This is a genomic window from Serratia sp. ASV30 (assembly GCF_016428815.1).
Classification (GTDB): Bacteria; Pseudomonadota; Gammaproteobacteria; order Enterobacterales; family Enterobacteriaceae; genus Chania; species Chania fonticola_C.
This window is the reverse complement of record NZ_JAELTL010000027.1, coordinates 38647-59545: the sequence shown is the minus strand read 5'-3', so window position 1 is coordinate 59545 and position 20899 is coordinate 38647. Positions and strand designations below refer to the sequence as shown.

Annotated in this window: 20 protein-coding genes; 3 read left to right on the top strand and 17 right to left on the bottom strand. The window is 55.7% G+C overall.

Annotation, left to right across the window (positions count from 1 at the left end; translation table 11 throughout):
- Positions 1-3: 3 nt before the first annotated feature.
- The 5 genes from sucA to sdhC all read right to left on the bottom strand — a co-directional run bounded on the left by sucA (position 4) and on the right by sdhC (position 6307).
- Positions 4-2820 carry a 2-oxoglutarate dehydrogenase E1 component gene (sucA, locus tag JHD74_RS13845; protein WP_024483146.1) on the bottom strand — a complete coding sequence of 939 codons (2817 nt, stop codon included), beginning with the start codon at positions 2818-2820 and terminating at the stop codon, positions 4-6.
- A 256-nt stretch (positions 2821-3076) separates the two neighbouring features.
- On the bottom strand, positions 3077-3793 hold the full coding sequence (locus tag JHD74_RS13840) for a succinate dehydrogenase iron-sulfur subunit (protein WP_021805271.1): 717 nt from the start codon (positions 3791-3793) through the stop codon (positions 3077-3079).
- Between the two features lie 16 nt (positions 3794-3809).
- Positions 3810-5576 carry a succinate dehydrogenase flavoprotein subunit gene (gene sdhA, locus JHD74_RS13835; RefSeq protein WP_024529344.1) on the bottom strand — a complete coding sequence of 589 codons (1767 nt, stop codon included), beginning with the start codon at positions 5574-5576 and terminating at the stop codon, positions 3810-3812.
- Positions 5577-5924, bottom strand: a complete 348-nt coding sequence (gene sdhD / locus JHD74_RS13830) for a succinate dehydrogenase membrane anchor subunit (protein ID WP_021805273.1) — start codon at positions 5922-5924, stop codon at positions 5577-5579.
- On the bottom strand, positions 5918-6307 hold the full coding sequence (sdhC, locus tag JHD74_RS13825) for a succinate dehydrogenase cytochrome b556 subunit (RefSeq protein WP_024483149.1): 390 nt from the start codon (positions 6305-6307) through the stop codon (positions 5918-5920). Before sdhC ends, sdhD begins: the two co-directional genes overlap by 7 nt.
- A 646-nt stretch (positions 6308-6953) precedes the next feature.
- On the opposite strand from sdhC, the gene JHD74_RS13820 reads away from it, so the two are divergent.
- Entirely contained in the window at positions 6954-8243 is a 1290-nt protein-coding gene (locus tag JHD74_RS13820) for a citrate synthase (RefSeq protein WP_021805275.1), read from the top strand.
- Between the two features lie 87 nt (positions 8244-8330).
- Here JHD74_RS13820 and nei read toward each other — a convergent pair whose 3' ends face one another.
- The 12 genes from nei to JHD74_RS13760 form a co-directional block, all read right to left on the bottom strand.
- Positions 8331-9122 carry an endonuclease VIII gene (gene nei, locus JHD74_RS13815; RefSeq protein WP_199062903.1) on the bottom strand — a complete coding sequence of 264 codons (792 nt, stop codon included), beginning with the start codon at positions 9120-9122 and terminating at the stop codon, positions 8331-8333.
- Positions 9123-9194: 72 nt separating this feature from the next.
- Positions 9195-9839 (bottom strand): pyroglutamyl-peptidase I, encoded by a 645-nt coding sequence (gene pcp, locus JHD74_RS13810; RefSeq protein WP_074027942.1) that lies wholly within the window; start codon positions 9837-9839, stop codon positions 9195-9197.
- Between the two features lie 8 nt (positions 9840-9847).
- Complete coding sequence (locus tag JHD74_RS13805) at positions 9848-10855, bottom strand: DUF979 domain-containing protein (RefSeq protein ID WP_199062902.1); 1008 nt, start codon at positions 10853-10855, stop codon at positions 9848-9850.
- Positions 10852-11583, bottom strand: coding sequence for a DUF969 domain-containing protein (locus JHD74_RS13800; protein WP_021805279.1), 732 nt, complete (start codon positions 11581-11583; stop codon positions 10852-10854). Before JHD74_RS13800 ends, JHD74_RS13805 begins: the two co-directional genes overlap by 4 nt.
- A 66-nt stretch (positions 11584-11649) precedes the next feature.
- Positions 11650-12387 (bottom strand): 5-oxoprolinase subunit PxpA, encoded by a 738-nt coding sequence (gene pxpA / locus JHD74_RS13795; protein ID WP_199062901.1) that lies wholly within the window; start codon positions 12385-12387, stop codon positions 11650-11652.
- Positions 12384-13310 (bottom strand): 5-oxoprolinase subunit PxpC, encoded by a 927-nt coding sequence (pxpC, locus tag JHD74_RS13790; RefSeq protein WP_024529340.1) that lies wholly within the window; start codon positions 13308-13310, stop codon positions 12384-12386. Before pxpC ends, pxpA begins: the two co-directional genes overlap by 4 nt.
- Complete coding sequence (gene pxpB / locus JHD74_RS13785; protein WP_199062900.1) at positions 13304-13960, bottom strand: 5-oxoprolinase subunit PxpB; 657 nt, start codon at positions 13958-13960, stop codon at positions 13304-13306. Before pxpB ends, pxpC begins: the two co-directional genes overlap by 7 nt.
- 224 nt (positions 13961-14184) lie before the next feature.
- On the bottom strand, positions 14185-14928 hold the full coding sequence (locus JHD74_RS13780; RefSeq protein WP_024529338.1) for a type 2 GTP cyclohydrolase I: 744 nt from the start codon (positions 14926-14928) through the stop codon (positions 14185-14187).
- A 17-nt stretch (positions 14929-14945) separates the two neighbouring features.
- The gene (locus JHD74_RS13775; protein ID WP_199062899.1) at positions 14946-15926 is read right to left on the bottom strand and encodes an MBL fold metallo-hydrolase; all 981 of its coding nucleotides are present in this window, start codon (positions 15924-15926) and stop codon (positions 14946-14948) included.
- 22 nt (positions 15927-15948) lie between these two features.
- Positions 15949-17373, bottom strand: coding sequence for a deoxyribodipyrimidine photo-lyase (gene phrB / locus JHD74_RS13770; protein ID WP_199062898.1), 1425 nt, complete (start codon positions 17371-17373; stop codon positions 15949-15951).
- 15 nt (positions 17374-17388) lie between these two features.
- A complete protein-coding gene (locus JHD74_RS13765) occupies positions 17389-18342 on the bottom strand; it encodes a 2-thiouracil desulfurase family protein (protein WP_024529335.1) in 954 nt (317 codons plus the stop codon).
- A gap of 122 nt (positions 18343-18464) precedes the next feature.
- Entirely contained in the window at positions 18465-18671 is a 207-nt protein-coding gene (locus tag JHD74_RS13760; RefSeq protein ID WP_024529334.1) for a YbfA family protein, read from the bottom strand.
- A gap of 431 nt (positions 18672-19102) precedes the next feature.
- Between JHD74_RS13760 and JHD74_RS27055 the strand changes: the two genes are divergently transcribed.
- Together JHD74_RS27055 and kdpA are read left to right on the top strand one after the other, a co-directional pair.
- Positions 19103-19192: a K(+)-transporting ATPase subunit F gene (locus JHD74_RS27055; protein WP_037375124.1), complete on the top strand. Its 90-nt coding sequence runs from the start codon at positions 19103-19105 to the stop codon at positions 19190-19192.
- The gene (gene kdpA, locus JHD74_RS13750; RefSeq protein ID WP_074027937.1) at positions 19192-20880 is read left to right on the top strand and encodes a potassium-transporting ATPase subunit KdpA; all 1689 of its coding nucleotides are present in this window, start codon (positions 19192-19194) and stop codon (positions 20878-20880) included. The genes JHD74_RS27055 and kdpA overlap by 1 nt, the downstream gene beginning before the upstream one ends.
- The last annotated feature ends 19 nt before the right edge of the window (positions 20881-20899 follow it).

The following is a 20899-nucleotide window of genomic DNA, read 5'->3' as shown; positions in this document are numbered from 1 at the left end:
CCTTTAAATTTTTTCTTCAATATTCAGCGCGTCATTCACCAGAGCCTGCTGCTGCTTCTGGTGTACGGACATATAACCTACCGCCGGAGAGGCAGAGGCTGGACGTCCTGCGTAACGTAAAGAGGCCCCAAACGGGATCACTTCACGGAAATTGTGTTGGCTGCAATACCAGGCGCCCTGGTTCAACGGCTCTTCCTGACACCAGACGAAATCATGCACGTGGGCATACTGTTCCAATACCGCCTGAACGGCCTGATGCGGGAACGGATACAGCTGCTCGATACGTACGATGGCCACGTCTTTCTGGTCGTTCTTGCGGCGTTGCTCCAGCAGATCGTAATAAACCTTACCAGAACACAGCACCACGCGTTTCACCGCTTTGGCATCCAGCTCGTCAATTTCGCCGATGGCTGGTTGGAAGGTGCCGTTTGCCAGTTCTTCCAGAGAAGAGACTGCCAGCGGATGACGCAGCAAGGACTTCGGTGACATCACCACCAGCGGACGGCGCATACCGCGCAACGCCTGACGGCGCAGCATGTGGTAGACCTGTGCCGGAGTGGATGGGATGCACACCTGCATGTTCTGTTCCGCACACAGCTGCAGGTAACGTTCCAGACGCGCAGAGGAGTGCTCTGGGCCCTGGCCTTCGTAACCGTGCGGCAGCAGCATCACCAGGCCACACATACGGCCCCACTTCTGCTCACCGGAACTGATGAACTGGTCGATCACTACCTGAGCACCGTTGGCAAAGTCACCAAACTGCGCTTCCCAGATGGTCAGGGTGCGCGGTTCTGCGGTGGCGTAGCCATATTCAAATGCCAGAACGGCTTCTTCAGACAGCACTGAGTCCCAGACTTTGAATTCGCCCTGGCCGCTGTGGATATTAGCCAGCGGGACATAGACAGAACCATTTTTCTGGTTGTGCACCACCGCATGACGGTGGAAGAAGGTGCCACGGCCAGCATCTTCGCCGGAAATACGGATCGGGATGCCTTCATCAGCCATGGTGGCGTAAGCCAGCGTTTCCGCTGCGCCCCAGTCGAACGGTTTGTTGCCTGCGGCCATCTCGGCACGATCGCCGTAGATTTTCGCGACGCGCGACTGCATTTCGATCGCTTCCGGTACGCTGCTGATGCGGCGAGCCAGTTCCTGCAGGCGCTTCATCTCAACCTTGCTTGGGTACTCTTCGTCCCACTCATGGTTCAGGTATGGCGACCAGGTAAAGGAGTGCAGGTTCATCGGACGCCACTCTTCAACCACGCAGTCACCGCGGTCGAGAGCATCGCGATACAGGTTGACCATTTCCGTGGCATCTTCCAGGCTGGCAACCTTCTGTTCGGTCAGCACGTCAGCGTAGAGCTTGCGTGGCGTTGGGTGTTTCTTGATCTTCTGGTACATCACCGGCTGGGTAGCACTTGGCTCATCGGCCTCGTTATGCCCATGGCGACGGTAGCAGACCAGATCGATCATCACGTCACGTTTAAAGGTGTTACGGAAATCCAACGCCAGACGGGTGACAAAGGCCACCGCTTCCGGATCATCGGCATTCACGTGGAAGATAGGAGCCTGCACCATCTTGGCAATATCGGTACAGTATTGGGTGGAACGCGCGTCCAACGGGTTGGAGGTAGTGAAGCCAACCTGGTTGTTGATGACGATACGCACCGTACCGCCCACTTCATAACCGCGAGCCTGCGACATGTTCAGGGTTTCCTGAACCACGCCCTGCCCGGTGATTGCCGCGTCACCATGAATGGTGATTGGCAGCACCATGTTGCTGCGCGCTTCGTCCAGACGGTCGCGGCGGGCACGTACAGACCCCATGACAACCGGGCTGACGATTTCCAGGTGTGACGGGTTAAACGCCAGCGCCAGGTGAACCATGCCGCCTTCGGTTTCCACGTCGGAAGAGAAGCCCTGGTGATATTTCACGTCACCGGTGCCCAGGTGTTCTTTATGTTTGCCGGCAAACTCGTCGAACAGGTCAGCCGGTTTTTTACCCAGCACGTTGATCAACACGTTCAGACGGCCACGGTGGGCCATACCCAGCACCACTTCACGCGTGCCGTTTTTGCCCGCGTGACGCACCATTTCTTTCAGCATCGGCACCAACGCGTCGCCACCTTCCAGCGAGAAGCGTTTGGCCCCAGGGAATTTGGCACCCAGGTAACGCTCCAGCCCTTCGGCTGCCGTCAGTTCGCTCAGGAAACGGCGTTTCTCATCGGTGGTGAAGCTGGCACGCCCCGCGACCGATTCAATGCGCTGCTGGATCCAGCGTTTCTCTTCGGTGTTGGTGATGTGCATATACTCGGCACCGATCGAACCGCAGTAGGTCTGCTTCAGCGCCGCGTACAGATCGCTCAGCTTCATGGTTTCTTTGCCGATGGCAAAAGAACCCACGTTGAAGGTTTCCTGGAAGTCGGCTTCGGTCAGGTTGTGGTACGCCGGATCGAGATCGGGAACGCGCTCCTGTTTCCACAGATCTAACGGGTCGAGGTTGGCGTGCTGATGCCCACGGAAGCGGAAAGCGTTGATCAGCTGCAATACCTTGACCTGCTTGGCATCGGTTTCAGGATCGTTGATGGTGGTGTTATAACGAGCAGAATCTTTCGCCAGGCGGCGGAAGTAATCTCGCGTTTGGGAGTGGAGCTGATCGGGTTTGACACCCGCAGTTGGTAGTTGCTGGAAAATGGAACGCCAACTATCTTCAACGGAGCTCGGATCGGTTAAAAAGTCTTCATAGAGCTGCTCTATGTAGGACTGGTTCGCGCCCGCCAGATAGGAGGAATCCAGCCAGGCCTTCATTGCGCCGTTCTGCATTTTGATCCCTTAAGCTTTAAAGCTTCAGTTTTCGCCGTGGTTAACATAATTACCGTAATGGTACGCTTAACGGTTCACTAGACGTGCTTATACCTAAGTGCACGTTCTGTTTTGGACCTTGCGGCCCCTTACAAGGAACCTCTAAAAACCGGCGGGACAAACCTGATTGCCTTTAACCACAATCACGGGTCAGTTTTTAGAGATCCCCTCTTGGGATGTGCGCCGGTAAAGCCCCCGGCGCAGCATCTCGTTCTGTTTATGCGCCGCGTTGCAGCAGCATAGACTTGATATGACCAATTGCACGGGTCGGATTCAAGCCCTTAGGACATACACTGACACAATTCATAATGCTATGGCAGCGGAAAACACTGAAAGCGTCGTTCAGATCGTCCAATCGTGCTTCAGTTTCCGTATCACGGCTGTCGATCAGGAAGCGGTACGCCGCTAACAGACCTGCCGGGCCAACAAACTTGTCAGGATTCCACCAGAACGATGGGCAAGAGGTGGAGCAACAGGCACAGAGAATACATTCGTACAATCCATCCAGTTTTTCCCGCTGATCCGGCGTTTGCAGGTGCTCACGCGCCGGAGGATTCTTGCCATCATTAATCAGGAACGGCTTGATCTTTTCATACTGGGTATAGAACTGCCCCATATCCACCACCAGATCGCGCACCACCGGTAAACCCGGCAGCGGGCGGATCACAATCTTGTTGTTGCCTTTACGCAACGACGAGACCGGAGTGATACAGGCCAGACCGTTCTTACCGTTCATATTGATGCCGTCTGAACCGCACACGCCTTCACGGCAAGAGCGGCGGAAAGATAAGGTCGGGTCCTTTTCTTTCAGCTGGATCAACGCATCCAGCAGCATCATGTCACGGCCTTCTTCCGCTTCCAGGCTGTAGTCCTGCATATGCGGGGCGCTATCGACATCCGGGTTGTAGCGATAGATAGAGAATTCAAGTTTCATCAATCGAGCTCCGCAATTAGTAAGAACGCACTTTCGGCGGGAATGCCGCGCGCAGCTTCGGTTGCATGTTCACTTCACGACGCGTCATGCTTTCCGATTGCGGCAGATACAGCGAATGGCACAGCCAGTTGGCATCGTCACGCTCCGGGAAGTCGAAGCGGCTATGCGCGCCACGGCTCTCGGTACGGAAGTTGGCCGACACGGCGGTGGAATACGCGGTCTCCATCAGGTTATCCAACTCCAGGCATTCGATGCGCTGGGTGTTGAATTCGCTGGAGGTATCATCCAGGCGTGCGTTCTTCAGTCGTTCACGGATCACTTTCAGCTCTTCCAACCCTTTCGCCATCGCATCACCTTCGCGGAACACCGAGAAGTTATGCTGCATACAGGATTGCAGTGCCTTACGGATCTCCACCGGATCTTCACCAGAACGGGTGTTGTTCCAACGGTTCAAACGATCCAGCGAAGCTTCGACGTCCGATTCGCTGGCTTCGCGGCTTTCGCCCTGCTCTGCCAACGACTCTTGCAGGTGCATACCAGCAGAGCGACCAAATACCACCAGATCCAGCAGCGAGTTGCCACCCAGACGGTTGGCGCCGTGTACCGATACGCAGGCAATTTCGCCTACCGCGAACAGACCTGGGATCACCACGTCTTCGCCTTTCTCGTTCACGGTCAGCGCCTGGCCGGTCACTTTGGTCGGAATACCGCCCATCATATAGTGGCAGGTAGGAATGACCGGGATCGGCTCTTTCACCGGATCGACGTGGGCGAAGGTACGGGACAGCTCCAGAATACCCGGCAGGCGGGACTCCAGCACTTCCTTGCCCAGGTGATCCAGTTTCAGCTTGGCATGTGGGCCCCATGGACCATCACAGCCGCGGCCTTCACGGATCTCAATCATGATCGAACGTGCCACAACGTCACGACCCGCCAGATCTTTGGCATTTGGCGCATAACGTTCCATGAAACGTTCGCCATGTTTATTCAGCAGGTAACCACCCTCACCACGACAACCTTCAGTGACCAGTACGCCAGCCCCGGCAATACCGGTTGGGTGGAACTGCCACATTTCCATATCCTGCACCGGTACACCGGCACGCAGCGCCATACCGACACCGTCACCGGTATTGATGTGGGCGTTGGTGGTGGATTGATAAATACGGCCTGCCCCACCAGTAGCCAGAATGGTTGCCTTGGCCTTGAAGTACACGACTTCACCGGTTTCGATACAGATAGCGGTGGTACCAACTACCGCACCATCCTGGTTTTTCACCAGATCCAGCGCATACCACTCGGAGAAGATGGTGGTGTGGTTTTTCAGGTTCTGTTGATAAAGGGTGTGCAACAACGCGTGACCGGTACGGTCTGCCGCCGCAGCGGTACGGGCCGCCTGCTCGCCACCAAAGTTCAGTGACTGGCCGCCAAACGGGCGTTGATAAATGCGGCCATCGTCCAGACGGGAGAACGGCAGGCCCATGTGTTCCAGTTCCAGAATCGCTTCCGGGCCGGTTTTACACATATATTCAATGGCGTCCTGGTCACCGATGTAGTCGGAACCCTTCACCGTGTCGTACATATGCCATTCCCAGTTGTCTTCGTGGTTATTGCCCAAGGCAACGGTAATGCCGCCTTGTGCAGACACGGTATGGGAACGGGTCGGGAATACTTTGGAAAGCAGGGCACAGGTTGAGCCCGCCTGGGAAATCTGCAGCGCCGCGCGCATACCTGCGCCACCAGCACCGATAACAACTGCATCAAACTCTCTGATTGGCAGTTTCATTTATGCACCCCACACTACGATTGTTCCGTACAGTAAATAGACCAGCAACGTGACAACAATCGCCAGTTGCAGCACCAGGCGTAACGCCAGTGGCTTGATATAGTCCGTCAGCACCTGCCACATTCCCACCCAGGCGTGAACCAGGATCGACAGCAATGTCAGCAAGGTGAATACTTTCGTAATGGAGGTGGCGAAGAAGCCGCGCCAGATTTCATAGGTGATGTCCGGAGCCGTAACCACGAAGCCCAGGATATAGAGAACATACAGGGTGATGACGATAGCGGAAGCACGCAGTAACAACCAGTCGTGTACGCCGTTACGTCCTAATGCAGAAACGTTGCTTACCATACGAGGACTCCAGCCAGAATTGACAGCACGACGGTCAGACCGAACGCCACCTGGGCAGAACGGGTACCTGCGGCTAAACTCTCTTCGATATAGCCAAAATCCATTAACAAGTGACGAATGCCACCGCAAATGTGATAGGCCAACGCGGTGAGGATCCCCCAGAAGATGAATTTCACGAAGAAGCTATTCATGATGGCGGCAGCGTGCAGGAAGCCCTCTTGAGAAGAGAGAGAGATACCCAGCAGCCAGAGGAGAATGCCCACGGCAACGAAAGTAATTACGCCAGAGACTCGGTGTAAGATGGACGCTATCGCAGTTACAGGAAACCGGATCGTTTGCAGATCCAGATTGACAGGTCTTTGTTTTTTCACGGTTTTGCCCACACAGCTCTTATTATTTTCCTTCCTCCGGACCTGGGTGGGGATCAGACAGCGTCCAAGAGTTTTCACTCTTACACCTCACGCGCTCAAACATCGACATCCTAGTGCTTAAACGGCGCGTAGTGATAACGCTGGGTGCTCCTACTTCAGGGTAATCCGGAGACCTGGCGGCAGTATAGGAGGTTCACATTCTTATTACAATTCCCATACAATCCCTTTGGTCACATTTCCCCAGAACAGTGATTTAGATCACGATTATTACATTTAGCACGAAATTAATTATCTGATTTGACAAGAGATCAACATTTCCATTACAAATAGGGTAGCAATCAACCCTATGATGCACTAGCGGTCACCGGATACACTTCCCCCTAAGCACAAGTTATGCAAGAGTGTAGCGATAGTGTATGTGGTTAACATTCCAAACAGATCGTAGGTAATGATTAAAAGAAAATAACGAATCCCGATGAATCGTTAACGGCTGCTAACCCGTCTTGTTCGCCTGGTGCAAACTCTGTCCCCTACCGGCGCAAATGCGCTGTCGCTCACAGAGTTAGCGTTCGCTCGACTTTAATGCGGGCAACCTGCGGAGATTTAAGGTATTTCAGTTGTTAGAGGTTTTTAAAATAAGGCGTTAAGGAGACTGTAAATGACTGATAAGAAAGCGACGCTAAGCATCAACAACGGCGAAGCTCCGATCGAACTGGGCGTACTCACCCCTTCACTGGGTCCTGATGTGATTGACGTACGCGCCCTGGGCTCCAAAGGTTATTTCACATTTGATCCCGGCTTTACTTCTACCGCTTCCTGTGAATCCAAAATCACGTTCATCGACGGCGACAAAGGTATCCTGCTGCACCGCGGCTTCCCGATTGAGCAGTTGGCAAAAGAGTCCTCCTACCTGGAGGTGTGCTACATCCTGCTGTACGGCGAAACCCCGAGCGCTGAAGAGTTCGAAACCTTCAAAACCACGGTAACCCGTCACACCATGATCCACGACCAGATCACCCATCTGTTCCGTGGTTTCCGCCGTGACTCGCACCCAATGGCGGTGCTGTGCGGGGTAACAGGTGCCCTGGCCGCGTTCTATCACGATGCGCTGGACGTCAACAATGAACGTCACCGTGAGATCACCGCGTTCCGCCTGCTGTCCAAAATGCCTACCGTGGCAGCGATGTGTTACAAATATTCCCTTGGCCAGCCGTTTGTTTATCCACGCAACGACCTGTCCTACGCCGGTAACTTCCTGCGCATGATGTTTGCTACACCTTGCGAAGAGTACGTGGTGAACCCAGTGCTGGAACGCGCCATGGATCGTATTCTGATCCTGCATGCCGACCATGAGCAGAACGCGTCCACCTCCACCGTGCGTACCGCCGGTTCCTCAGGTGCCAACCCGTTTGCCTGTATCGCGGCCGGTATCGCTTCCCTATGGGGGCCTGCGCACGGCGGTGCCAACGAAGCGGCACTGAAGATGCTCGAAGAGATCAAAACCGTTGAGCACATCCCTGAGTTCATCAAGCGCGCCAAAGACAAGAATGACTCGTTCCGTCTGATGGGCTTTGGCCACCGCGTGTACAAAAACTACGATCCACGCGCCACCGTGATGCGTGAAACCTGTCACGAAGTGCTGAAAGAACTGAACAAGAAAGACGACAACCTGCTGCAGGTCGCGATGGAGCTGGAACACATCGCGTTGAACGACCCGTACTTCATCGAGAAGAAACTGTACCCGAACGTCGATTTCTATTCAGGCATCATCCTGAAAGCGATGGGTATTCCTTCTTCCATGTTTACGGTGATCTTCGCAATTGCCCGTACCATTGGCTGGATTGCCCACTGGAACGAAATGCACGACGAAGGCATCAAGATCGCCCGCCCACGTCAGCTGTATACCGGCTATGCCGAGCGTGAGTTCAAGTCTCAGGTTAAGAAGTAAGCTTTAGCAGGGGCGTCATATTCGCCCCAACTCGGCTAATGACCCTATCGACTTAACGCTGCCCCACTGGCAGCGTTTTTTTATGGGTTACTTCTGGCAAACCGGGCACCAATAGAACGGTCGCGAAGATAGCGCCGTTTTCTCGATCATTGCCCCACAGCGCGGGCAAGGCTCACCACTGCGATGAAACACCTTGAAGCTGAACAGCGTGCCATGATGGCGATTTTCATCTACCTGACCACGGGTCTGGTATGAAATACGTGGAATATCCAACAACGCCTGCGCCAACTGATGCAACGCATCAGGGGTGAGATCCTGCGGTTTATGCTTGGGTGCCAGTTCTGCCTGCCACAAAATCTCGGCTCGCAGGTAGTTGCCCAGGCCAGCCAGAAAAGACTGATCCAGCAGCATCCCGCCTAACTGGCGCTTACAAAACGCCGGCGATAACAGCCGCTGTTCCACCTGCTGCACGGTCAAAGCCATATCCAGCACGTCAGGGCCAATACGCTTTAAGAACGGGTGTTGCTCGATCTCACCGCGCGGCGCAATGGTGATATCCGAAGCGCTGTACAACAAGATCGCCCACTCGGCAGTCTCCAGTCGTACGCGCAGATCGCGCTTGGTTTCTAGCGTTTCGCCCGCTCGCACCACCTTCCACACGCCGTAAAGCTGGTTGTGGCTGTACATGGTCAAACCGTTGGAAAAATCGGTTAACAAGGCTTTACCACGCGGTTCAATGGCAGTGATACGTTCACCGACCAGCTCGCCCTGATAGTGTTTCAATTGTGGGAAAGCAAACCAGACTTCGGTCAGTGGCTGATCGATCATCACCGCCGCCAGCTTATCTGCCGCCCGGCGGATCTCCGGCCCTTCTGGCATGGACAACTCCTTGATTGAAAAGGGTCCGGCAAGCCGAACCCTGAGGTTAACATGGAGGTAGCATAAATCACCTCAATGCGTGGCGCCACCCACCACTTTCAAGTCATGTTCTACCTGCAAGGCAATCGAAATCGCCATTTCCAAAGCAAACAGCACCGTCTGTGCTGCCATACTCGGCGCACCAGGATGCTGTGCAGCCTGCTCAGGCAGGTAAGGGATATGGATAAAACCGCCCTTCACCGCCTGCTGCCCGCTTAAACGGTGCAACAGACCGTACATCACATGGTTACAGACATAGGTCCCGGCGGTTTGTGATACCGAGGCCGGAATGCCAGCCTCACGCATCGCATTCACCACCGCCTTGATCGGCAAGGTGCTGAAATAGGCCGCCGGGCCGTCAGCTACAATGGCCTGGTCGATCGGCTGCTGTCCCTGATTATCGGGAATGCGCGCGTCATCGACGTTAATCGCGACCCGCTCCAGCGTGATGTCGGTACGCCCGCCCGCCTGACCGATCGCCAACACCATCGCTGGCTGAACTTCGTCAATGGCCGCGTTCAACACCGTCAACGCCTCACCGAAGACGCAAGGTAGCTGACGCGCAATAATATGCGCCCCGCCAAGCTCCAGATCGTTAAGCTGCTTCACTACCTCCCAGGATGGGTTGACACGCTCGCCGTCAAACGGCTCAAAGCCGGTAATCAATACTTTCTGCATGCGTTCTCCTAGAGGAACATCAGGAAATAAAGCAGGAATACGTTAACCAATAGCAACGTGACCCCGGTCGGTATCTGCGCCTTGATGACCGCATTCTTGTCCGGCAACTCCAGTAACGCCGCCGGTACAATATTAAAGTTAGCAGCCATTGGCGTCATCAACGTGCCGCAATAGCCGGAGAACATGCCGATAGCCGCCATCACCGCGGGGTTACCACCATGTTGCAGTACCAGGATCGGAATACCGATACCCGCAGTGACAATCGGGAAGGCCGCAAACGCGTTCCCCATGATCATGGTCAACACGGCCATGCCGATGGCATACACCGCTACGGCGATAAAGCGGTTATCTACCGCCAGGTATTCCTGCGTTAAGTGGGAGATGGCCGTACCAACGCCCGCAACGGTGAACAGCAGGCCAAGAGTAGCCAGGATCTGCGGCAGGATGAAGGCCCAGCCGATGGAATCCAACAGACGACGAGCTTCCTGCACTGGCTGCGACATTTTCTCACGGGTCATCTTCACCGCAATAACCAGGCCAAGCAAACAGCCGAGGGTCATGGAGAACAGCGTGATCAAGGTGGAGTGGTTACCGCTGCCAAACACCGCCTGTTGCAAGGCCGGGATATTATTGAACAGCAGCACACCGATCACCGTGACGACCGGGATCGCCAGCGCCGGGATAAACAGACGGTTGCCCAAGCGTTTGGCACTGGTTTCGCGCTCTTGCGGGCTGCGCTGATGATAGCTGCCAAGACGCACACCGCCAAAACCGGCGATCAGAGCCATCACCACCACCAGAACCCCCACGGTGATATGCAGTTGACGTTTGGCTTCGGCCCCTGAGCCAAATAGCCCATAGGTCCAATCCCCCACCAGGAAGATCAATCCATACAAGGCCCAGAACAGACCGGTAGAGATACGACGTGGGTTGGCCTTATCGCCAAACGACATCGCGGCGACGATCAGTAATACCGCGCCCGCCAGCCAATAGAGATATTGTTGTTGGAATATCATTGGCCTTCTCCCTTGGCCTGCAACGCAGCCTGGTTAAGTTTGCTCAGTTCAGCGTTGAGTTGCTTGTCCATGCGGTACAAACGGAACGAGTGGATCAGGAAGGCAAAGATCGCCGTTGGGATCCCCCACAGCGCAATGTGCAGTGGTTCGGTCTGAATGCCGCCGGATTCCAGCATAAAGTTATGCATAAAGATGATCGCGCCAAAGGCGACAAAAATGTCTTCGCCAAAGAACAGCCCGACGTTATCGGTCGCGGCAGACATTGCCCGCAGACGATAGCGCACACGTTCCGGCAGTTCCCCATAGCGGTTTTCCGTGGCCCCCTCCGCCATCGGTGCCAACAGCGGACGTACCATCTGAGGTTGGCCGCCCAGGCTGGTCAGCCCCATTGCCGCCGTCACTTCACGCACAAACAGGTAAACGATCAGTAAACGCCCTGCGGTGGCGCTTTTGATTTTGGCTATCCACGCCTGCGCACGCTCTTTCAAGCCGTGGCGCTCTAACAGCCCGATAATCGGCAGCGGCAACAGCAGGATCAGCGGCAGGTTACGGGTATTGAGAAAGCCCTCGCCGAGCTTTTCCAAAATGACATCCAGCGGCATCAAAGCTGCCAGCCCGGTGATAATACCGGCGGCGATCACCACCAGCACCGGGTTAAAACGCAATACAAATCCAACCACGATGGCAGCGATGCCTATCAGTGGCCAGAGGTTTACCGCTTGTTCCATATTAACGTCCCTCTTGTCGCCCTCGGTCTTACGGGCAATGTTGTGTTTGCTGTAGTCATTATTTTTTTATGTGGCGCTGACGCCAATCTGCTGCTGAGCAAAGCTCTCTCTCAGCTTCCGGGCATAGGCCAGCGCATGTTCCCCGTCGCCGTGCAGGCAAACGGTTTCAGCCTTGACGGAGGCCCAGCCCCCCTCAATGGTTCGTACACGCTGGTGGCGAACCATTTCCAGCGTCTGTTGCAATGCCAGTTCATCACTGGCGATCAGTGCCCCAGGTTGCCCACGAGGTACCAATGTTCCATCGGCCTGATAGCCACGATCGGCAAACACTTCCTGCCGCGTCGCCAACCCCAGTTTTTCTCCTGCGCGGATCAGCTCACTGCCAGCCAACCCCACCAAGCGTAACGAAGGATCTACCGCATACACTGCACGAGCGATGGCTTCGGCCAGTTCAGGCTTCACCGCCGCCTGGTTGTAGAGCATGCCGTGCGGTTTCACATGGGCCATCACGCCGCCTTCAGCACGGGTAATGGCGGCCAGCGCACCCAACTGATACACCACTTGGGCATACACCGTTTCTACCGGTAACTGCATCCGGGTGCGGCCGAAGTTTTCCCGATCCGGGAAACTGGGATGGGCACCAATCGCCACACCGTATTGCAACGCCCAGCGCACCGATTGGCGCATGGTCTGGGCATCCCCGGCATGGAAGCCGCAGGCAATATTGGCCGAGCTGACCAACTGCAACAACGCTTCGTCATTGGCGCAACCTTCACCGAGATCGGCATTCAAATCGACGATCATTTAACCCCCCAGGCAATCTGTTGAATAAAGTGATCCTGTTCAGCCTTGGCGCGCTGCGCCTCTGCCAGGGTGCAGGGGATAAAGTGAAGCGCATCCCCCAGGCGGATCTGCGCCAAGTGGAACAGATCGGCCTCGATCACGCAGGCAATACGCGGGTATCCCCCGGTAGTCTGAGCATCGGCCATCAAGACGATCGGCTGACCATTGTGTGGAACCTGGATGACGCCAGGTATCAGGCCATGGGAGAGCATTTCCCGTTCAGTGGTGCGCGTCAGGGCACTACCACCGTGCAGGCGATACCCCATGCGGTTACTCTGCGGACTGAGCTGCCAAGCAGTGCGCCAGAAATCGTCCTGCGCCTGTTGGCTGAACTCGTCATATTCCGGCCCGGTCAACACCCTTATCCGGTTGCTGAACAGCGGCTGTTTCACACCGATGACCGTAGTCGGCAGCGCCTGCGGCTTACCCGCTGGCAGCAGGTCGCCTTCCTTCAACTGACGACCTTCCAATCCACCAAAGCCCGCTTTCAGATCGGTGCTGCGTGAGCCCAGCATCTCCGGCACATTGATACCACCAGACACCGCCAGATAGCTACGCATCCCGCGTTTAGGCATCTTCAGCGTCAGTTGCTGGCCTTTTTTTACCGGATAGCGCCAGCCCGTCCACAAAGATTTGCCGTCCAACTGAGCATCGCAGCCTGCGCCGGTCAGCGCAATCCACCCATTATGGGTAAATTCGGCACTGAATTGCCCCAGCGTGATCTCCAACCCGGCCGCTTCAGCCGGGTTGCCCACCAGCAGGTTGGCTATTTTCAGCGCAGGGATATCCAGAGCGCCTCCCTGGCTGATGCCCAAACGCCGGAAACCGTTACGCCCCAGGTCCTGGACGGTGGTGTAAATACCGGCTCGCAAGATCTTCAGCATACGCCCCCCTTTTGCGGTACAAAGCGCACGTTATCGCCCGGGCGCAACAGCGTCGGCGGCATTTCATTAGGATTAAACAGCGCCAGCGGCGTGCGGCCAATCAGTTGCCAACCACCCGGCGTAACCAGCGGATAGATCCCCGTCTGGCCGCCACCAATCCCCACAGAACCCGCAGCAACAGACAGTCGCGGTTCCGCTCGGCGAGGAGTAGCCAGACGCTCCGGCATCCCACCCAGGTAGGTAAAACCAGGTTGGAAGCCCAGGAAATAAACCACATACGCGGCCGATGAATGGCATTCCACTACCTGTTGCGGCGTCATGCCGGTATGGCGCGCCACCTCATCCAGGTCTGGGCCATATTCACCGCCATAGATCACCGGGATATCAACATCGCGGGATTCTGGCACCAGACTTTCGTTGCCTTCCCATCCTTGACGCAGCAGTTCCAGCATCGCCTCGGCATCGGCCTGCGGCGTATACAGCAACAGCGTCAGGTTATTCATTCCCGGCACCACTTCCCGCACGTCAGCGTGGTGATTTAACTTTTCTGCCAATGCCCAGATGCGCTGCTGACTTTGCAGCGTCACCGGGGGTGCCAATTCAAGCACTACAGCGCGTTCCCCTAGCAGGTAATATTGTGCTCGTTGCACCCCTATCTCCTTATACTCGTCGTGTTTCAAGCCGCAGCATGACTGACCGCTCACGAACGAATGAGCGGGTCACTGGGTAGCAACTTGAAGTTCACAGGGTATTTTATTATTTGAAAAGCGTATCAGTTATGCGGGACGTAACGTCGGCTGTCAAGAGAGCAACCTTCGGGAATATAAGGGATTAGCAGCGCTAAAGGGTTCGTTTTACCGAACCCATAGGCAAATCAGGCCGGATTGGGGATATCGATAAAGGTGACGTCAAAGCCGTGATGTTGCGCTAACCACTCGCCTAACGCCTTGATCCCACCGCGTTCCGTCGCGTGATGGCCGGCGGCAAAAAAGTGCACCCCCATCTCCCGCGCCGTATGAATGGTTTGCTCAGAAACCTCTCCGCTGATAAATGCATCAACACCAAATCGCGCAGCGCTGTCGATAAATCCCTGGCCGCCACCGGTACACCAGGCCACCCGACGGATTGCCTGCGGAGCATTATCGCCACAGTGCAGCACCGCACGGCCAAGACGGCTTTCGATACGCTGTTGCAGTTCACCAGCGCTGAGCGGTTGCTCAAATTCTCCGTGCGGCACCAAAGGCTCGATCTCGCCGATCACGCGGATGCCCAACGCCTTTGCCAACTGCGCGTTATTGCCCAGTTCCGGGTGTGCATCCAGCGGTAAGTGGTAGCCATAGAGGTTGATATCATTGCTCAGCAGAGTTTTCAGCCGGTTACGCTTCATGCCGCGCACCGCGGGTGCTTCGTTTTTCCAGAAGTAACCATGATGCACCACTATGGCATCGGCCTGATGTTCCACCGCCGCATCCAACAATGCCTGGCAGGCCGTCACTCCCGTCACGATGCGCTGCACATGCGCCCGCCCTTCCACCTGCAGGCCATTTGGCGCGTAGTCCTGGAAGGCCGCACAGTTGAGTTCGCTGTTGATCAGATGTTCCAGATCTAGGTTATGCATAGTCATCTCACTCTCATTCAAAATTGTTGCCGATCGCCCTGTTCCATCAGGATAAATTTCACCCCCAGATCGTTGCCCTGATCCAGCTGTTGCTTGATGGTAGCACGCGCATCTTCCCCCTGTTTCAGGCTGGGCTTGATGTGGCTGATGATCACCGGCAGATCTTTTAACGATCCCTCTCCGCCGCTGTACTGCTGTAGGTTTTTCAGCTCTTTCAGTAGCCAGGCCGGGGTAAGATGACCGTACAGGTGTTTATCATCCACCTCGTTCGGGTAAGAGGTTTCGATAATCATGCCCTTTAGCTTCTTCTGCTCAATCAGCGGCCCCAGCTCGCGCCACGCACTATCCAAATTACGTGACTGCTCCAGCGCGTCCGGCCCGGTATCGCCAAAGTAGGCAAATGATCCTTCACGGTCGGCCACCAGCAACATCGATGAGGGATAGCGATCGTGGCTAAGGGGGTACATCACCCCGCTCAAACCGGTCAGGCCCAGGGTGACGCGCTGCAGCGGGCGTACCGTTTGCAAACGGTAAGTGCCCAGCCGCGAGCCATTACCGGCATCGGTAAAGTTGGGCCAGGCCTTCCAGTTAAAATAGTGATTGCGTAGCGTCAATACGGTATCGGCCTGCGCATAAACGGTTTTCTTACTGTCTTGCGGTGAACCGAGGATCAGCCCAGCGACGTGATCCAGATGGCCGTGGCTAATGAAGTAACCGCCAATCAGTTGACTGAAAATATAGCCCTGTGGGGTGTAGGGAGCCGCCAGCTCGGGCGTGACCTGAGGAAAACTACCCTTTTCCAGCCCTTTGGCAATCCCCGGCAGCAGCGTCCCGGCATCCAGTGCCAGATACTGCGTCTGGCTATCACTGCGGATCAGATAAGAAGTCAGATTGCCGTCGCTGACGCCACCGTCGACGCCCAGCGCCACTACGTCAAAACCGGCCACGGCCAACGCGGAATAGCCGCCCAGGCACAGGGCCAGTAGTTTCTTCATCATCAGGAAGCTCCTTGCTGTTACTTTAAAGTCCCCCTCGCTTGGCCGCTTCAAAAGCCGCCAACGTCTCCAGCCGAGCCTGCTGGTGTTGGACTATCGGCGGCGGATAATTCAGAACCTGCTGCTGCTTTTCCGCCCAGCGATGGGGTTGATGGAGCTCATTGTCCGGTACATCCGCCAGTTCAGGCAACCATTTACGGATAAAAGTGCCTTTTGGATCAAAACGTTCGCCCTGAGTGGTCGGGTTAAAGATACGGAAATAAGGTGCAGCATCGGTGCCGGTAGAGGCGGCCCACTGCCAGCCACCGTTGTTGGCGGCCAGATCGCCATCCAGCAATTGGGACATGAAATACTGTTCACCGGCGCGCCAGTCGATCAGCAAATCCTTGACCAGGAAGCTGGCCACGATCATCCGCAGGCGATTGTGCATCCAGCCGGTTTGATTGAGCTGACGCATGGCAGCATCGACAATCGGGTAACCGGTATTGCCCTGTTGCCAGGCCAGTAACGCCGCGTCGTTGCGTTGCCAGCATACCTTATCCGTCCAGGCGATAAAGGGACGGTGCTTGCATAACGCAGGATACGCCACCATCAGGTGACGATAAAATTCTCGCCAGATCAGCTCATTAAGCCAACAGAAAGCACCACTTTGCGGATCTTCCAGCACATCAGGGCACTCGACGCGCAGACGGTTGACGCACTGGCGCGGGGAGATAACGCCAATAGCCAGATAGGGTGACAGATTGCTGGTGCCGGCAATGGCGGGCAAATCGCGCTGTGCGGCATAGTCTTGCACCTGCTCGCGGCAGAAAGCACGCAGCCTGTGCAATGCAGCCTCTTCGCCTGCGGGATAGCCCTCTCCCACTTCAGCCAAGGGATAATCGAACGCCGCCGCTGCGGTAAAACCAACGGCTTCCCCACGCGGGCGTGGGGCCGGCAGAGAGCTCACATCGGACTCGGTCAACCGCTGGAGAAAGGCTTTGCGAAAGGGCGTATAGACCTTGTACATCTCGCCGTTGCCGGTTTGCACGCTGCCGGGGGGCAACAGCAGGCTATCATCAAAGCTGTGGCAGCTCACCTGCCCGGCCAACGCCTGCTCAAGGCGGGCGTCACGTTGACGCTCATTGATTTCATACTGACGGTTGTAAAACAGGGCCGAGACCTGCTGGCGCTGGCAGAACTCCACCAGCCAGTTAACCGAACCGGCAAAATCGCCTCCCTGATGGCAAATCAGTTCAATGCCCCGAGCCGCCAGCGCCGCTTGTACCTGTAGCAGATTAGCGTGAATAAACGCCGCCTGGCGTGGTGCCATATTGTGCTGCCGCCATTGCGCGGGTGTAGCGATAAATACCGCCATCACCTTGGCTTGCGGATCGCTACAGGCGGCGGAGAGGGCTTTATTGTCCGTAATGCGCAGATCGTTACGCAACCAGACCAGATGCGTGGTCATAACACTCCTTGCGGGTTAATGGCCGTAGCGCAGGCGCAGCGCCTCCGGGTAGGGCTCAAAATAGCGCTGTTGCGCCAGATAGCTATCAGGATATTCGGCCATGTAATGTTTTAACAGCGTAATCGGTGCCAGCAGCGGTTGCATCCCCTGGCGATAGTGATCGATAAGCCTGGCCAGTTCCTGGCGCTGAGAGCTGCTGAGCTGGCGGCGGAAGTAACCCTGAACATGCATCAAGACGTTGGTGTGGTTGCGCCGTGTCGCCTTGTGCTGCAATAGCCTCATCAGGCGTTGGCGATATTCCACCGCAAAAGCGTCCAGCGACTCCCAGCGTTCAATATCCGCGACGAAACGCCCCAGCTCCCGGTACTCTGGCTGTGAATGCGCCAACAGTGAAAGTTTATAACGGCTATGAAAAGCGATCAGCCCACCACGAGTTAACCCCTGGCGCCACAGCATATTCAGTTCATAAAGGGCAAACACCCGTTCGACAAAGTTTTCCCGCAGCACGGGATCGGTCAGACGACCGTCTTCTTCTACCGGCAACCACGGCATTTGCTGGAGCAGCTCGGCGGCAAACAGCCCGACGCCACTTTTACGCGCCCCCTGGCCGTTCTCGTCCCAGAGCTTGACCCGCTCCATTCCGCAAGTAGGCGATTTTGCGCAGACTATGTAGCCGCATAAATGTTGCAACTGGCTAACCCGCAGTTCAGAGAACTGTTGCATCCGTTCGGTAAGATCTACATTGGGGTCATTGCTGTGGAGCAACCGCGTCTGCTGTTGGTTTTTAACCAAACGCAGCGCAGGCCGTGGCGTTGGCAAGCCAATCGCCATTTCGGGACAAATCGGCTCAAACGCGACATAGGGCGCCAATTGTTCCACGGCAAATTCGCAGCGTTTATGGCCACCATCGAAACGCACCGCACTGCCCAACAGGCAGGCACTGATTCCAATAGGGATCTTGTTGCTCATATCTTGTCTCCCACCAACGGGTTAATGCTAGAAGTGTAGAGGAGTTAATGCGTTACTGCGGCTTAAAACGCAAAAACCCCCGCCAAAGGGGCGAGGGTTCGTAGTATTGCTACGGGCCAGGATTAATAAAAATCGCAGGACGCCGTTTCTGCCTGTTGCAGCCAGACCGGTTTATTGCTGGTTTTTGACCAGACGCGGTGTAAATAGCTGTAAAAACGTGCGCGATCGGCACGGAACAGCATCACCGGCAAGGCAAGAACACCGACCAGAATCACTGCGCTACGGCGCAGGAGGACCCGATGCAACGGATAGGCTTGGTAGTTAGACATACGAACCTCCTTAAAAACATCCGCGCCAGGTTGTCAGGACCCGACGCAATGCAAAACGATAAATGATGGCCAATTGGAAACTGAGCAAAATATTACCGCATAGGGTGTAATTTTACAACTCATCCGACCACTAAAATGCGCAAAAAGAGCACAAAAAAGGCCTCCACAACGTAATTTTGTTACATCAAGGTTAATAACTAACTTAACATTGGTTACATTGTGGTTTCTTGGCGTTGTTGGGGTCGTTAAACGGATTTTTATGCCAACACCCCATCCCCCCACGCCCTTGCTGCGTATAAAACCGCCAATTTTTGCCGTTATTTCAATCATTTTTATACTTTTTTTACACCCGTCCACGCTATTTTTTCATCTTCTTTCTACTGCCCTCCCTACACTCAGGCTATCAAAAACAACACCTCTGGAGGTGTCCCGTGAGTTTCAGCGTTATTGGTGGTGCGCTGTTGGTTCTGCTGCTGTTGGGCTATCTGGTTTATGCCCTGTTTAATGCGGAGGACTTCTGATGGCAGCTTCAGCCTTCTTGTTGATCGCCAGCTTTATGCTGGTGCTTCTGGTGCTGGCCCGTCCCCTGGGCAGCTTTATGGCTCGCCTGATCGAGGGAGAGCCGCTACCGGTGCTGCGCCATGTGGAAGCAACCGTCTGGCGTTGCTGTGGTAATGACACCGCCGAGATGACCTGGTGGCAATACGCACTGGCGATCCTGTGGTTCAATATCCTCGGTTTGGTGCTGCTGTTGGTGCTGCTGATGGCACAGGGTTCCTTACCGCTCAACCCGCAAGGGTTCCCCGGTTTATCTTGGGATCTGGCGTTCAATACTGCCGTCAGCTTCGTCACCAATACCAACTGGCAGGCCTACAGCGGGGAAAATACCCTCAGCTATCTCAGCCAGATGGCCGGGTTGACGGTACAGAACTTCCTGTCTGCCGCCACCGGTATCGCCGTTGCCTTTGCCCTGATCCGGGCCTTTGCACGCCGTTCCAGCGCCACCATCGGTAACGCCTGGATCGATATCCTGCGCATTACCCTGTATGTGTTGTTGCCGCTGTCACTGCTGATCGCGTTGTTCTTCGTCAGCCAGGGGACATTGCAGAACTTCCTGCCTTACCTGCATGTCACCACGCTGGAAGGAGCACAGCAGACCTTGCCAATGGGACCAGTGGCTTCTCAGGAAGCGATCAAGATGCTCGGTACTAACGGCGGTGGCTTCTTCGGTGCCAACTCGGCGCATCCGTTTGAAAACCCGACCGTATTGACCAACTTTGTGCAGATGCTGGCGATCTTCCTGATCCCTTGCGCCCTGTGCTTCGCCTTTGGTCAGGTGGCCGGTGAAAACCGTCAGGGTCACGCGCTGATCTGGGCCATGGCGCTGATCTTTATCGTTGCGGTGATCGTGGTGATGAATGCTGAACTGGCTGGTAACCCGCATCTGAGCGCGCTTGGCAGTAGCAGCAACATCAATATGGAAGGCAAAGAGTCCCGCTTTGGCATTCTCGCCAGCAGCATGTTCTCGGTGGTGACCACTGCGGCCTCCTGCGGTGCGGTCAACGCCATGCATGACTCCTTTACCGCACTGGGTGGTATGGTGCCGATGTGGCTGATGCAGATTGGCGAGGTCGTGTTCGGCGGCGTCGGTTCCGGCCTGTACGGCATGCTGCTGTTCGTGCTGCTGACGGTGTTTATCGCCGGGCTGATGATTGGCCGCACGCCGGAATATCTCGGCAAGAAGATCGATGTTTATGACATGAAGATGACCGCACTGGCAATCCTGGTGACGCCGACCTTGGTGCTGCTGGGCACCGCGTTGGCGATTGCTACCGACGCCGGTCGTGCTGGCATCCTCAACCCAGGGGCGCATGGCTTCAGTGAAGTGCTGTACGCAGTCTCTTCGGCAGCCAACAACAACGGTAGCGCCTTTGCCGGTCTGAGCGTCAACACGCCGTTCTACAACCTGCTGCTGGCCTTTGCGATGTTTGTTGGTCGCTTTGGGGTGATCCTGCCGGTGCTGGCCATTGCGGGTTCGCTGTGTGTCAAAAAACGCCAACCGGCGGGCAACGGCACGCTGCCAACCTACGGGCCACTGTTTATCGGCCTGTTGGTCGGTACCATCCTGCTGGTCGGTGCCTTGACCTTTGTCCCAGCGCTGGCGCTAGGCCCGGTAGCCGAACATTTACAACTGTGGTTGGCCAATTAACAGTCATAACAGAGAGAAG

What these genes read in the sequence shown, in the direction of transcription:
- sdhD (WP_021805273.1), bottom strand. Translation starts at nt 5,924, where the DNA reads ATGGTAAGCAACGTTTCTGCATTAGGACGTAACGGCGTACACGACTGG.
- JHD74_RS13775 (WP_199062899.1), bottom strand. Translation starts at nt 15,926, where the DNA reads ATGATGAAGAAACTACTGGCCCTGTGCCTGGGCGGCTATTCCGCGTTG.
- JHD74_RS13840 (WP_021805271.1), bottom strand. Translation starts at nt 3,793, where the DNA reads ATGAAACTTGAATTCTCTATCTATCGCTACAACCCGGATGTCGATAGC.
- JHD74_RS13820 (WP_021805275.1), top strand. Translation starts at nt 6,954, where the DNA reads ATGACTGATAAGAAAGCGACGCTAAGCATCAACAACGGCGAAGCTCCG.
- JHD74_RS13760 (WP_024529334.1), bottom strand. Translation starts at nt 18,671, where the DNA reads ATGTCTAACTACCAAGCCTATCCGTTGCATCGGGTCCTCCTGCGCCGT.
- phrB (WP_199062898.1), bottom strand. Translation starts at nt 17,373, where the DNA reads ATGACCACGCATCTGGTCTGGTTGCGTAACGATCTGCGCATTACGGAC.
- JHD74_RS13800 (WP_021805279.1), bottom strand. Translation starts at nt 11,583, where the DNA reads ATGGAACAAGCGGTAAACCTCTGGCCACTGATAGGCATCGCTGCCATC.
- pxpC (WP_024529340.1), bottom strand. Translation starts at nt 13,310, where the DNA reads ATGCTGAAGATCTTGCGAGCCGGTATTTACACCACCGTCCAGGACCTG.
- JHD74_RS13765 (WP_024529335.1), bottom strand. Translation starts at nt 18,342, where the DNA reads ATGAGCAACAAGATCCCTATTGGAATCAGTGCCTGCCTGTTGGGCAGT.
- pxpA (WP_199062901.1), bottom strand. Translation starts at nt 12,387, where the DNA reads ATGATCGTCGATTTGAATGCCGATCTCGGTGAAGGTTGCGCCAATGAC.
- nei (WP_199062903.1), bottom strand. Translation starts at nt 9,122, where the DNA reads ATGCCAGAAGGGCCGGAGATCCGCCGGGCGGCAGATAAGCTGGCGGCG.
- JHD74_RS13780 (WP_024529338.1), bottom strand. Translation starts at nt 14,928, where the DNA reads ATGCATAACCTAGATCTGGAACATCTGATCAACAGCGAACTCAACTGT.
- JHD74_RS13805 (WP_199062902.1), bottom strand. Translation starts at nt 10,855, where the DNA reads ATGATATTCCAACAACAATATCTCTATTGGCTGGCGGGCGCGGTATTA.
- sucA (WP_024483146.1), bottom strand. Translation starts at nt 2,820, where the DNA reads ATGCAGAACGGCGCAATGAAGGCCTGGCTGGATTCCTCCTATCTGGCG.
- kdpA (WP_074027937.1), top strand. Translation starts at nt 19,192, where the DNA reads ATGGCAGCTTCAGCCTTCTTGTTGATCGCCAGCTTTATGCTGGTGCTT.
- sdhA (WP_024529344.1), bottom strand. Translation starts at nt 5,576, where the DNA reads ATGAAACTGCCAATCAGAGAGTTTGATGCAGTTGTTATCGGTGCTGGT.
- pcp (WP_074027942.1), bottom strand. Translation starts at nt 9,839, where the DNA reads ATGCAGAAAGTATTGATTACCGGCTTTGAGCCGTTTGACGGCGAGCGT.